The organism is Corynebacterium confusum (assembly GCF_030408715.1).
GTDB lineage: Bacteria > Actinomycetota > Actinomycetes > Mycobacteriales > Mycobacteriaceae > Corynebacterium > Corynebacterium confusum.
The window spans coordinates 312222-324569 of the sequence record NZ_CP047202.1; the positions used below are offsets into that span (position 1 = coordinate 312222).

Sequence of the window (12348 nt, forward strand, 5' to 3'; positions counted from 1 at the left end):
TTTAATACCGTAGACCTACTACGCTAGACGTGTGCGATTAGGTGTATTAGACGTGGGAAGCAACACGGTCCATCTCGTGGCGGTCGATGCCCAGACCGGCGGGCGGCCCACTCCCATGAGTGACTGGAAAACTCCCCTGCGGTTGGTGGAGCAGCTGGACAAGGACGGCAACATCCACTCCAAGGGCGTGAAGAAGCTGGTGGCTGCCGTCAAGGAGGCCGCCGAGCTGGGCAGCAAGCTCAACTGCGACGAGTTCATTCCCATCGCGACCTCCGCGGTGCGTTCGGCGAAGAACTCCGAGCAGGTCCTCAAGGAGGTGGAGAAGGAGACCGGCGTCCGGCTGGAGATCCTCTCCGGCGAGGATGAGGCGCGCCTGACCTACCTGGCGGTGCGCCGCTGGTACGGCTGGTCCGCCGGCCGCATCACCAATATGGACATCGGCGGCGGCTCCCTGGAGCTGACCACCGGCACCGAAGAATTCCCGGACCTGGCCTTCTCCCTGGACCTGGGCGCGGGCCGCTTGACCCACAACTGGTTCGATACCGATCCGCCGGCCAAGAAGAAGGTCAGCATGTTGCGCGACTACATCGACGCCGAACTCGTCGACGCCACCAAGCGCATGCGCGACCAAGGGCCGGCCGGCATGGCCGTGGGCACCTCGAAGACCCTGCGCACCCTGGCCCGCCTGACCGGCGCGGCCCCGTCTTCGGAAGGCCCGTTTGTCAAGCGCACGCTGACCGCGCCGGGCCTGCGCCAGCTGATTAGCTTCATCTCCCGCATGACTGCGGCTGACAGGGCGGACCTGGAAGGGGTAAGTTCAGACCGATCCCACCAGATCGTGGCGGGAGCCTTAGTGGCCGAGGCCTCGATGCGGGCATTAGGCTTAGAGAAAATGGAAATTTGTCCGTGGGCCCTGCGTGAGGGCGTCATCTTGCGCCGGCTGGACAAGGGTCAAGGATAGGAAGACAACACAGACATGGCTGACGATAAACAGTTGACCGTGGCGGAGCTCCTGGCCCGCAACAAGGCGAGCAAGGGTGCCGACTCCGCCGCCGGCGAGGAACCGAAGCGCCGCCGCCGGCGCCGCAGCCTCGACGAGGGTGGCATCTCCGTGGCCGAGCTGACCGGCAACCTGAGCAAGGTGGACTCCGCCCCGCACGAGTCCAAGCACTCCAGCGTGCCCATGGACTCCCCGGCACCGGTCATCCCCGCCCCGAAGGACGGCAAGGACTCCGAGAGCACCAAGGGCTCCACCACCGCCGACGCACCGGCTGCGAAGCCCCAGCCGACCCCGACTGCGAAGCCCGAGGCCAAGGCCGACGCCGCGAAGCAGGCCTCTGCCACCGAGACGGCCCACCAGCCCTCCGATGACGCGACCGCCGTCATCCAGAAGGTTGCCGATGAGCCGGCCCCGGCCGCGAAGAAGCCGGCCGCCAAGGCTGACAAGGCTCAGCCTGCTGCGGCCAAGGACTCGGAGGGCCCGCGGGTTGCGGCCGCTAGCGCGGACGAGACCGGCGAGATCCCGGTCGTTGAGGACCCGGCCAAGCCGGCCGCCACGGCTGCGGCCACCGGCGGGGCGACCGCCTTTAGCGCCTCCTCCGCGGCCACCGCGCAGGACAGCGCGGCCGACAAGGAGCTGGCTCGTGAGGACGCTTCCGACGCCGACGGCGAGGCCGAGAAGCTCAACCCAGTGGCCGTAGTGCTGCTGGCCGTTATCGGAATCGTGCTGGGTGCGGTGGTCTTCAAGGGCTTCGAGATCCTCTGGGACCGCTTCAACGGCGTCCTGGTCTCCATCCTGGCCGTGCTGGTCACCGTCATCATGGTGGGTGTTGTCCACGCCCTGCGCACCGCCCGCGACGGCTTCTCCATGGGCCTGGCCGCCGTGGTGGGCCTGCTGCTCACCTTCGGCCCGCTGCTCATCCTGGTCCTCTAGCGGACGCTTTTACCTTTTCGCTCCCGCACCCCGGGGCGCCGGTTAGAAATCGGTGGCCCCGGGGTGCTGGTCTATCTGGGGGCGGGGTTGGTCCCGCGGCAGGGTAGGAAGGTGGCCGCGGCCGCGGCGGCTGTGGCAGGCTGGGGATATGACGAAAATTACAGTTTTAGGCGGCGGAAATATCGGCGAGGCCCTCATCGCGGGGCTGGTAGCTAAGGGCTACGAGGGAGCCGATATCACCGCGACCAACCGCAGTAAGGACCGCAGCGAGTACCTGGAAAGCACCTACGGGGTCACCACCACCGCGGACAACTCCGCGGCTGTCAAGGACGCGGACTACGTCTTCGTGTGCCTGAAGCCCTACGGGATCGTCTCGGTACTGGAGGAAGTGGCAGACAGCCTGCCGGAGGGCGCCGTGGTGGCCTCCATGGCGGCCGGCGTAACCCTGGAGGCCATGGAGACGGCCGCGGGGTCTCAAACCCCGGTGGTGCGCGTGATGCCCAATACGCCCATGCTAGTGGGCAAGGGCATGTGCGCCTGCGCGCCGGGCCGGCATGTTGCCGAGGAGCAGCTGGAAGGCGTGCAGGAGCTGCTCAGCGCGGTCGGCGAGGTCGCCACGGTGGGCGAAGACGACATGGACGCGGTGACCGCCCTGGCCGGCTCCGCGCCGGCCTACTACTTCCTGGTCACGGAGGCGCTCGTGGACGCCGGCGTGCAGCTGGGCCTCAAGCGCGACGTGGCGGAGAAGCTGGCGGGCCAGGCCGCCGCCGGCGCCGGCGCGATGCTCGCCGAGTCTGGCGACTCGGCCTCCCAGCTGCGCATCAACGTCTCCTCGCCGGGTGGCACGACGGTGGCTGCCCTGCGCGAGCTGGAGGAGTCCGGCCTGCGCGGCGCCTTCTTCCGCGCGGCCGAGGCCTGTGCCACCCGCTCCCAGGAGCTGGGCTAAAGCGGCGGCACGCGGGCCGCGTCAGGCCCCTGGGTAGAGGGTCTCGCCTATCCCTGCGACTATTCCCAGGGAATTACAGGCGTCCCTTTACCTCCCCCGATGTGGGGGGTTATATGTAACGCTCGTGACTAGTCGGGACAGCAGTGAACCCTGTTGTGCCGGAGTTTTTCTGGGTGAGAAATAGATTTCTGGGAAAACTTTTCCACTCAAGTCGCACTAGTCACAAGTTTCACGATAGGCTGGTTCAAGCACGTGCGTGTTCGTCCTGTGGGAGGGGAAGCCTACAGCGCGCCACGGGCTGAAGGGTTAGATAAATATGGTTAATGAAGAAAAGGGAACCTTTCTGACGGTCGCTGAGGTCGCAGAGATCATGCGAGTCTCCAAGATGACCGTTTACCGTCTGGTTCACGCTGGCGACCTGCCGGCAGTCCGCGTCGGGCGCTCCTTCCGCGTCCACGAGACTGCCGTGAGCGAGTACCTGAAGTCCTCCACCTACGGAGTCGGCTAAAGGTTGCTCCTCCCGCCACCCGGCGGGCCGGTTGCTTACTACCAAGCGCAGCACCCTCCTCTTCCTGCCAGTGGGCAGGAGGTGGAGGGCGCTGTCCCTTTTTAAGGGGCCAGGCTGCGGGTACGAGCGGGCGGTTTTGGGTCACCGGCGCGCAACCAGTAATATAAGCACCATTCGTGTCGGCTTATTCTCGCCGCCGCCGCGCCGGCTGCTCGGGCTCGCCCCGGTCGGTTCGGTAGGGCAGCCCGGGCAGAGTGCACCTGCGGGGTATGGCAGGCGAGCGTTAGACCGCCGGCAGGTTTAGTACGTACTATCCGCGAAAGTGAGGAAACCAGCAATGGGTTCTGTTATCAAGAAGCGCCGCAAGCGCATGTCCAAGAAGAAGCACCGCAAGATGCTGCGCCGCACCCGCGTCCAGCGTCGTAAGCTGGGCAAGTAAAACTTCTTGCCGCTTTGGCCCCGCCACCCGGGGTTTTCCGGGTCGCGGGGTCTTGGTGTGTCTTGAGGTCGTGCTGTGTCTGTGGGCTGTGGCGTGCCTGTGGCTAGCCGCGGGAGGCCTTCCAGCCGCGCCACCCGCGCCAGCCGCCCAGGGAGAATGCGGCGGTGATGAGGGCGGGCAGGCCGTAGGTGCGGATGGCTCGGCGCACCGAGCGGTAGTCGCGGATGAGCCAGCCGCGGTCCACGGCCAGGTTGCGCAGCTTCTTGTCCGGGTTGATGGCCACCGCGGTGCCCACCATGGACAGCATGGGCACGTCGTTGGCCGAGTCCGAGTAGGCCGTGCAGCGCTTGAGCTCTAGGCCCTCCAGCGTGGCGAGGGCGGCCACGGCGTGCTTCTTGCCGGGCCCGTGGAGGATATCGCCCACCAGGCGGCCGGTGAACTTGCCGTCCTCGACTTCCGCGATGGTGCCCAGTGCCCCGGTGAAGCCGTAGCGCTTGGCCAGGATCTGAGCCAGCTGGACCGGGGTGGCGGTGACCAGCCAGACCTGCTGGCCAGCGTTGATGTGCATCTGGGCCAGCTCAGTCGTGCCCGGGTAGGCCTTGCGCAGCAGGGAGTGATCGACAATCTCCTCGCAGAGCTGGGTCAGCTCGTCGACGGGGCGGCCCTTGATAAATTCCAGGGCCTGGCTGCGGCCGGCGGCGACATCGGCGGCGTTTTCCGCACCGGAAATCCGAAACTTCAGCTGCTTCCAAGCGATAGGGGCGATCTCTCGGAACTTGAAGAAGCGCCGGCGAGCCAGGCCGAAGGCGAAAAGCACCAGGGACGAGCCCTGGATGAGCGTGTTGTCCACGTCGAAGAAGGCGGCCGCCCCGGCGTCCTGGGGGATGTCCGGGTCCGGGGTGGTAAGCCGCAGCCCGCCCGCGGCGTTGAGCGAGCCGCTGACTGAATCGACCCCGGAGTGGTAGGAATCCAGGTCGATGTCGAAGAGCATCTCGACCGCCTGGGAGGCCGCGGCCTCGCCGGCGGCGCGCTGGGAGGCGTCGTCCAGCGGGGCGAGCGCGGAGTTTTCCAGGAAGTTACGCAGGTTTCCGCGGCTGGCCGTCCAGTTGGCCAAGAAGTCGCGCGGGTTCAACGGCAAGCCGTTGGCGGGGTCGGTCGGGTGATTCACGGTGGCAGGGTCAAGCTTCCTAGACGGGATGTTATCGCGTAAGGGATGGGGTGGGTAACGTATCTATAGTAAACGCTAGCCCGGAGCTTGTCTTAGTGAAACCTGGGACCGCCCCGCGGCTGGGATTGGCCCTTAGAAATTTGTGCAAGGAGTGGGCGCGGCAATGGCTGAGAAGACGGAACAAGCCGGTGACTCTGGCCGGCACGTGGTGGAGCTGATGGTGCGTAGCACCTGCGGTTCCTGCGCGCGGGTGCGCGAGCAGATCGCCCCGGTGGTCGCCGCCGCGGGCGCGCAGCTGCGCGTGGTGGACGTGGATGGTGTCCCGGAGCTGGCAGTCGAGTTCGGGGACCGTGTGCCCGTGGTCGTGGTCGACGAGGAGGAGTTTTCTTGCTGGGAGGTCGACAACGCGGAGCTGGCGCAGGAATTGGCGCGCTAGTTCGCGGGTTGCCCCGAGCGGATGTGCCCGTGGTGCGCGGCGGCGTCTAACAGGACGCGCGGTTCGTGAATTCCGCGCCCAACAGGTATCCTTTTGGTTGATTTGAATCAATAATTTGGTTGATCGTGGTGAGGGTTCACCACTGAGCGGGGTTAAGGCGCAGGTCGCCTGCCTGCCGGCCGGCAAGTCTAGTGGAGTGGAGGAATGCTGCATGAGCGTGCTCGTTGTGGGAATGTCCCACCAGTCGGCGCCCGTGGCGCTGCTGGAGCAGCTAAGCATGGATGAACAGGTGCAACACAGTGCGTGTGCGAAGTTGGTGGAGGCCAGTTCGCTGTCCGAGGCGATGATTATCTCCACCTGCAACCGGCTGGAGGTCTACACCGTCACCAACTCCTTCCACACCGGGGTCGAAGACGTCATCGGGACGCTGCACGCGGTCTCCGGCGTCGATGTGGAGCGCCTGCGCAGCTACCTCTACGTCCGCTACGCCGACGCCGCCGCGGAGCACCTCATGCTGGTGGCCTGCGGGCTCGACTCCATGGTGATGGGGGAGCAGCAGATCATCGGCCAGGTGCGCACCGCCTACCAGCACGCCGCCGAGCAGGGCACCGTGGGCCCGCGCATCCACGCCCTGGCGCAGTCGGCGCTGCACGCCGGCAAGCGCGTGCACTCCGAGACCGATATTGATGACGCGGGCGCGTCCATGGTCTCCTTCGCCTTCGACCAGGCGCTCACGGCCATGGGGGTCAGCGATCTCCAGGGCAAGACCGCGCTCGTGCTGGGCGCGGGCGCCATGGCCTCCCTGGCCGCCACGCACGCCGGCCGCCTGGGCATCGACAAGCTCATCATTGCCAACCGCACCCGGGAGCGTGCCGAGCGGCTGGCCGGGCACGCGGAGCAGGCCGGCGTGCACGCCGAGGTCGTCGACTTCGCCGACCGGGCCGGGGCCTTGGACCACGTCGACCTGGCGGTGTCTGCCACCGGCGCCGACAACTTCACCATCACGGCCGACGACCTGCCCGCCGGGCGCGAGATGATGTTCGTGGACCTGTCCCTGCCGCGCGATATCGACGACGCGGTGACCGAGGATGACAACGTCAACCTGGTCAACATCGAGCGGCTGAGCAAGTCGCTGCAGGCCGCCGGCACCGAGGTCGGCGCCGCGCGGGACCCGCACGTGCAGGCCCGCCAGATCGTGGACCAGGAGCTGGCGGAGTACTCCTCGGCGCAGCGCGTGCGCGACGTGGCCCCGGCCGTGTCCGCCCTGCGCCGCCGCGCCGCCAACCTGGTCGAATGCGAGCTGGCCCGGCTGGAGCAGAAATCCCCGGACCTGGACGAGCACCAGATGAAGGACGTGCGCTATTCGCTCAAGCGCGTGGTCGACAAGCTGCTGCACGAGCCGACCGTGCGTGCCAAGAAGCTGGCCGCCCAGTCCGGTACCGTCAGCCACGAGACCGCGCTGCAGGAGCTGTTCGGCCTGCAGCTGGAAGGCACCGGTGTGTCCGTCGACGTGGACGACCTGCCGGCGGCGGAGACCATTGTTAACTCGCGAAAGGACGTTTAAGTGACCCTCAAGATTGGCACCCGCGGCTCCCGGCTGGCCACCACCCAGGCCGGCCACGTGCGCGATTGGTTGACTGCGAACGGCTACTCGGCCGAGCTGCACATCGTGACCACCGCCGGCGACGTGAACATGGCCCCGGTCGAGCGCATCGGCGTCGGCGTGTTCACCCAGGCGCTGCGCGAGGCGCTGCAGGCCGGCGAGTGCGACATCGCCGTGCACTCCTTCAAGGACCTGCCCACCGCCCCGGACGAGCGCTTCCGCCTCATCGTGCCCCAGCGCGAGGACCACCGCGAGGCGCTCATCGCCCGCGACGGCCTGGCCCTGGCCGACCTGCCGGAAGGCGCGCGCGTGGGCACCTCCGCGCCGCGGCGCATCTCCCAGCTGAAGGCCCTGCGCCCGGACCTGGACATCCGCCCGCTGCGCGGCAACATCGAAACCCGCATGGGCAAGGTGACCACCGGCGAGCTGGACGCGGTCATGCTGGCCTATGCCGGCCTGGTGCGCGCCGGCTACGGCGAGCGCGCCACCGAGGTCTTCGAACCGGAGACCATCATGCCGGCCCCGGCCCAGGGCGCCCTGGCCGTGGAGGCCCGCGTCGACGATGAGGAGGCCGTCGCCGCCATCACCACGCTCCTAGACGCTGAGGCCATGGCCCAGGCCGCCGGGGAGCGCACCGTGCTCGCCCGCCTGGAGGCCGGCTGCACCGCCCCGGTGGCGGCCACCTCCCACCTGGCCGACGGGCAGATCACCGTCCGCGGCGGGGTCTTCGCCTTGGACGGCGCCCGCCAGATCCTGGCCGAGGCCACCGGCGAGGTCGAGCGCTCCGCGCAGCTGGGAGCAGAGGTCTCCGACTCGCTCTTTGCCCAAGGGGCGGCCGAGATTCTCGGCGAGAGCTAGGGATGAGCTAGGGATTTCGGCGCCCGCGAGTTTTTGATTGCGGGCGCTGATTAATTTAAGGTGTATCTAGCACATGATCATTATGCACTGATGATCCGGCCCCTCGAAAAGGCGTCCCGGGACCTGTGTCCTGGGATTTTTGGCCGTTAAATAGCCTTTCGACGAAGTAAGTTATCCTCCGCCATCCCAACGACACGGCGCAGCGAAATAACGGATTGGTCCTGCCACCACCCCGGCACCGACGGGGATTGGAAAGGTGGCATGGGGCCAGTTTTTCGCCGCCCCGAGATTTTAGAAAAGAACCTTATGAGCAATGCTGTGGGCACGAGCCAGGTAGAAGCGCTGGGCAAGATTATCTTTGTCGGCGCTGGCCCCGGGAACCCGGATCTGCTGACCGTGCGCGCCAGGGAAGTGCTGGCGCACAACTCGATTACCATCACCGATCCGGACGTGCTCGGTGGGGTCCGTGACATCGTGGGCACGGCACTGCCGGTCCCGCCGGAAAAGCTCGAGGCGGCCGAGGAAGAATACGCGCAGATGTGCGCGGACGCGAAGGCCGCGGGCGCGCGCCGCAAGCCGCCGCGCCCGGCCCCGCCGACCGCCGCCGATCTCCGCGAAATCCCGGAGGACGGCAAGCCGGGCGTTGCAGGTGCTGCCGAGACCAATGCGCAGGTGCTGCGCGCCGCGCTGGAGGAGGCCGCCGAGGTCAGCCGGGAAAAGTCCCTGCCGGAGCCCGGCGACGTGGTGCGCCTGGTGGCGGGCAACCCGCTTAACCGCGAGGCCATCAAGGCCGAAATCACCGCCGTGGCAGCTGCCGGCTTGGAGTTCCAGGTCGTGCCCGGCATGTCCCTGCCGTCGACCGTGCCCTCGTTCGCCGGCCTGGCGCTGGGCTCGACCTACACCGAGGCGGATCTCACCGCCGGGGAGATCGACTGGGACAAGCTGGCCGCCGCCCCCCAGCCGCTAGTCCTGCAGGCCACGGCCGAGGACCTGCCGGTCATCGCCGTGCAGCTGACCGACCGCGGCTTGCCCAAGGAGACCGAGGCCTACGTGACCGTGCACGGCACGACCCGCCTGCAGCGGACCTTTGAGACCTCCCTGGGCATGCTGGCCAAGCTCGACGCGGAGCTACCCGGCCAGCTGGTGGTCACCCTGGGTCGCAGCTTCGACGACCGCTCCAAGTACTCCTGGTGGGAAAACCGCTCCCTCTACGGCTGGCGCGTGCTGGTGCCGCGCACCAAGGCCCAGGCCGGCCCCATGAGCGCCCGCCTGGCCTCCTACGGCGCCATCCCGCAGTCGGTGCCGACCATCTCCGTGGAGCCGCCGCGTAACCCGGCGCAGATGGACCGCGCCATCAAGGGGATCGTGGAAGGCCGCTACAAGTGGGTGGTCTTCACCTCGGTCAACGCCGTCAAGGCTGTCTGGGACAAGATCGCTCAACTGGGCTTGGACGCCCGCGATTTCGCCGGCGTGCACCTGGCGGCCGTGGGGCAAAAGACCGCCGACGCCATCCGGGCCAAGGGCATGGTGCCGGAGCTGCAGCCCAAGCCCAACGCGCAGAACGCGGAGGGGTTGGTTTCCGTCTTCCCGAACTACGTCGAGGACATCGACGCCGTGGGCCGTGTGCTGCTGCCGCGCGCCGACATCGCCGGCGATGCCCTGGTCACCGGCCTGGAGGACCTGGGCTGGGAGGTCGACGACGTGGTCGCCTACCGCACCGTGCGCGCCGCCCCGCCGTCGGCGGAGGTCCGCGACATGATCAAGACCGGCGGCTTCGACGCCGTCACGTTCACCTCCGGCTCGACGGTGCGCAACCTGGTCGGCATCGCCGGCAAGCCGCACCAGCGCACCATCATCGCCTGCATTGGACCGTCCACCAAGGCCGCCGCCGAGGAGATGGGGCTGCGTGTGGACGTGGTCCCCGAGGTCGCCGACGTGCCCTCGCTTATCGATGCCCTGGCCGCCCACGTGGCCAACCTGCGCGCCGCCGGCCAGCTGCCGCCGCCGAAGAAGAAGCGCCGCGCGCGCCGTAAGTCCGCCAGCTAGGTAGGCCGGCCGGGGCAGGCCCTCGCCGGTGCTGCCGTGGCCGGGGGCGGGGATCTATGATTGTGGGCATGACTTACGATTTTTCCCGACGTCCCCGCCGTCTCCGCCAGTCGCCTGCCATGCGCGAGATGGTGGCAGAAACTCACCTGCAGCCGGCGGATTTCATCCTGCCGATGTTCATCGCGGACGGTATCGATAGCCCGCGGGAAATCCCCTCCATGCCAGGGGTCTACCAGCACACCGAGGACTCCCTGCTGAAGGCCGCCCACGAGGCGCTGGATGCCGGCGTCAAGTGTGTGGACCTCTTCGGCGTCCCCAAGCCCGAGGACAAGGACGCCACCGGCTCCCAGGCCTGGGATCCGGAAGGCATCTTGAACCGCGGCGTGGCCGCCCTGCGCAAGGAATTCGGCGACGACCTGCTGATTATGGCGGATACCTGCCTGGACGAGTTCACCAGCCACGGCCACTGCGGCGTGCTGGATGACAAGGGCCGCGTGGACAACGACGCGACCATCGAGCTCTACCGCGACATGGCCCGCGCCCAGGCCCGCGCCGGCGCCCACATCGTCAGCCCGTCCGGCATGATGGACGGCCAAATCGGCCAGATCCGCGAGGAGCTCGACGAGGCCGGCCACCAGGACGTGGCGATCATGGCCTACTCCGCCAAGTACGCCTCCGCCTTCTTCGGCCCCTTCCGCGACGCGGTCGGCTCCTCCCTGGAGGGCGACCGTCGCACCTACCAGCAGGACCCGGCCAACTTCCGCGAGTCCCTGCTGGAGGCCGAGCTCGACATGGACGAGGGCGCCGACTTCGTCATGGTCAAGCCCGCCCTGCCGTACCTGGATGTGCTGTCTGCCATCGCGGAGCGCTCGCCCGTGCCGGTGGCGGCCTACCAGGTCTCCGGCGAGTTCGCGATGATTAAGGCCGCCGGTCAGAACGGCTGGCTGGACGGGCACGCCGTGATGATGGAGGCGTTGACCTCCATTAAGCGCGCCGGCGCCGACCAGATCTTTACCTACTACGCCGTCGAGGCCGCCCGCGCCCTGCGCGGCTAAGACCGCGGCGGGGAGCGCTTAACCCGCGCATCCCCGCGCCCTTTCCGTTCCCGCCCCGCCCCAACCTCTCACCCGAAAGCACAGGTTTTTAGTGACTGAACCGCAAACTCCGCCCGCTGACCATCACCGGGGCCCGCAGCACCCGGCCGGCCAGCCCCGGACTCCGGGCAAGGCCCACCCGCACCGCTTTGAGGAGCCGGGCGGACGCTTCGAGAAATTCCTGGCCGCCCGCCCGGAGGCGGTCGGGTTGATGCTGGTGACGTGGAGCGTGGCCGTGGCCGGCGAGGCCATCCACCAGGTGCTCAACGTGGTGATGTCCGTGGTGAACGTGGACGTCATCAAGGCCAACGCCCGGCAGGCGGCCGGCGACCAGCTGGTACAGCTGGAAGCTCTGGGCGAGGGCGCGGTGACCATGGCTACCTTCCTGGCCGTGGGGATCTCGGCGCTGTTCTCAGCCGCCATCCTCGCCCTGTTGATCAGCCTGCTGGTCATGCTGACCAAGAACACCAAGCGTTCCGGGTTGGCCCGCCGGATCTGGTTCGCCTTCTCCCTGTACTTCGGCGTGCGCGTGCTGCTGGTCTTCCTGGCGCGCCCGACGGCCACCGATGTGCCAGACTGGTTGTACGTGGTGGACGGTTCCGTGCAGATCGTGGTCGGGGTCGCCGCCGTGTTGGGCCTCATCTTCAGCCTGCGCAACGAGACCCTGGACTACACCGGGGAGCTGGAGCAGTTGCGCCAGATGGAGCAGGATCTCAAGGAAGAGCAGGAAAAGCGCCGTGAGAAAGCGGAGCAAAAACAGAAGGAAAAGCAGGAAGAAAAGCAGGCTAAAAAGGGCCGGAAGACCAAGGAGCGCGAGAAGGAAAACCAGAGCTCATGACCTACGGGACCCCTGGATATAGCCCCGGACCATTCGACTACAACCGGGCCTCCCGGAAGGATTCGCGCTGGGACGGCTCAGTCTGCCCGCCCTCGCTGCGCTGGGCCTACTGGGGCCTGGTGGCCGCCGCGGTGGTCATGCTCACCTCCGGCCTCGTCGCCTTCTTCGGCGGCCAGTCCGCCGGGATGCCGGCCGGGGACCAGCTGTTTGTGGCCGTGTCCAACGTGGTCGGCGCGCTGGTCATCTCCGTGGCCGCCGCGCAGCTCAGCGGCGGCAACAAGTGGGCCCGCCGGGTGTGCACCACGGTGGCCGCGCTGTGCATCTTCTTCAACGTCGCCGCCCTGGCCCTCGGCGTGGGCGGGATCGCCCTGCTGCTCATCCCCATCCTGCTGGCCGTCGCGATCCTGTTGATGTTCCGCCCGACCGCCAATGAATTCATCCGGGAGCAGAACTAGCTTTCTCCGGGCCGGGCGGATTAG

Annotated in this window: 13 protein-coding genes; 12 read left to right on the forward strand and 1 reads right to left on the reverse strand. The window is 67.6% G+C overall.

Annotation, left to right across the window (positions count from 1 at the left end; translation table 11 throughout):
• Nucleotides 1–31: 31 nt before the first annotated feature.
• The 5 genes from CCONF_RS01480 (at nt 32) to CCONF_RS01500 (ending at nt 3826) form a co-directional block, all read left to right on the forward strand.
• Complete coding sequence (locus tag CCONF_RS01480; protein ID WP_290224508.1) at nt 32–961, forward strand: Ppx/GppA family phosphatase; 930 nt, start codon at nt 32–34, stop codon at nt 959–961.
• Between the two features lie 15 nt (nt 962–976).
• Entirely contained in the window at nt 977–1933 is a 957-nt protein-coding gene (locus CCONF_RS01485; protein WP_290224510.1) for an Rv0497 family membrane protein, read from the forward strand.
• A gap of 148 nt (nt 1934–2081) precedes the next feature.
• Complete coding sequence (proC, locus tag CCONF_RS01490; protein ID WP_290224511.1) at nt 2082–2879, forward strand: pyrroline-5-carboxylate reductase; 798 nt, start codon at nt 2082–2084, stop codon at nt 2877–2879.
• 316 nt (nt 2880–3195) lie between these two features.
• Nucleotides 3196–3387, forward strand: a complete 192-nt coding sequence (locus tag CCONF_RS01495) for a helix-turn-helix domain-containing protein (RefSeq protein WP_070768923.1) — start codon at nt 3196–3198, stop codon at nt 3385–3387.
• A 337-nt stretch (nt 3388–3724) separates the two neighbouring features.
• Nucleotides 3725–3826, forward strand: a complete 102-nt coding sequence (locus CCONF_RS01500; protein ID WP_003855542.1) for a 30S ribosomal protein bS22 — start codon at nt 3725–3727, stop codon at nt 3824–3826.
• Nucleotides 3827–3929: 103 nt separating this feature from the next.
• On the opposite strand, the gene CCONF_RS01505 is transcribed toward CCONF_RS01500, so the two are convergent.
• Nucleotides 3930–4994, reverse strand: a complete 1065-nt coding sequence (locus tag CCONF_RS01505) for an HAD family hydrolase (RefSeq protein WP_246819259.1) — start codon at nt 4992–4994, stop codon at nt 3930–3932.
• Between the two features lie 163 nt (nt 4995–5157).
• Here CCONF_RS01505 and CCONF_RS01510 point away from each other — a divergent pair, with 163 nt between their 5' ends.
• The 7 genes from CCONF_RS01510 to CCONF_RS01540 all read left to right on the forward strand — a co-directional run bounded on the left by CCONF_RS01510 (nt 5158) and on the right by CCONF_RS01540 (nt 12324).
• Entirely contained in the window at nt 5158–5430 is a 273-nt protein-coding gene (locus CCONF_RS01510) for a glutaredoxin family protein (protein ID WP_290224519.1), read from the forward strand.
• 211 nt (nt 5431–5641) lie between these two features.
• Complete coding sequence (locus tag CCONF_RS01515; RefSeq protein WP_290224522.1) at nt 5642–6994, forward strand: glutamyl-tRNA reductase; 1353 nt, start codon at nt 5642–5644, stop codon at nt 6992–6994.
• On the forward strand, nt 6995–7891 hold the full coding sequence (gene hemC, locus CCONF_RS01520) for a hydroxymethylbilane synthase (RefSeq protein WP_070768925.1): 897 nt from the start codon (nt 6995–6997) through the stop codon (nt 7889–7891).
• Between the two features lie 306 nt (nt 7892–8197).
• Nucleotides 8198–9937 (forward strand): uroporphyrinogen-III synthase, encoded by a 1740-nt coding sequence (locus tag CCONF_RS01525; protein ID WP_290224526.1) that lies wholly within the window; start codon nt 8198–8200, stop codon nt 9935–9937.
• A 68-nt stretch (nt 9938–10005) separates the two neighbouring features.
• Entirely contained in the window at nt 10006–10992 is a 987-nt protein-coding gene (gene hemB, locus CCONF_RS01530; protein ID WP_290224529.1) for a porphobilinogen synthase, read from the forward strand.
• A gap of 91 nt (nt 10993–11083) precedes the next feature.
• Nucleotides 11084–11869, forward strand: coding sequence for a hypothetical protein (locus CCONF_RS01535; protein WP_290224531.1), 786 nt, complete (start codon nt 11084–11086; stop codon nt 11867–11869).
• The gene (locus tag CCONF_RS01540) at nt 11866–12324 is read left to right on the forward strand and encodes a tellurium resistance protein TerC (protein WP_290224533.1); all 459 of its coding nucleotides are present in this window, start codon (nt 11866–11868) and stop codon (nt 12322–12324) included. Before CCONF_RS01535 ends, CCONF_RS01540 begins: the two co-directional genes overlap by 4 nt.
• The last annotated feature ends 24 nt before the right edge of the window (nt 12325–12348 follow it).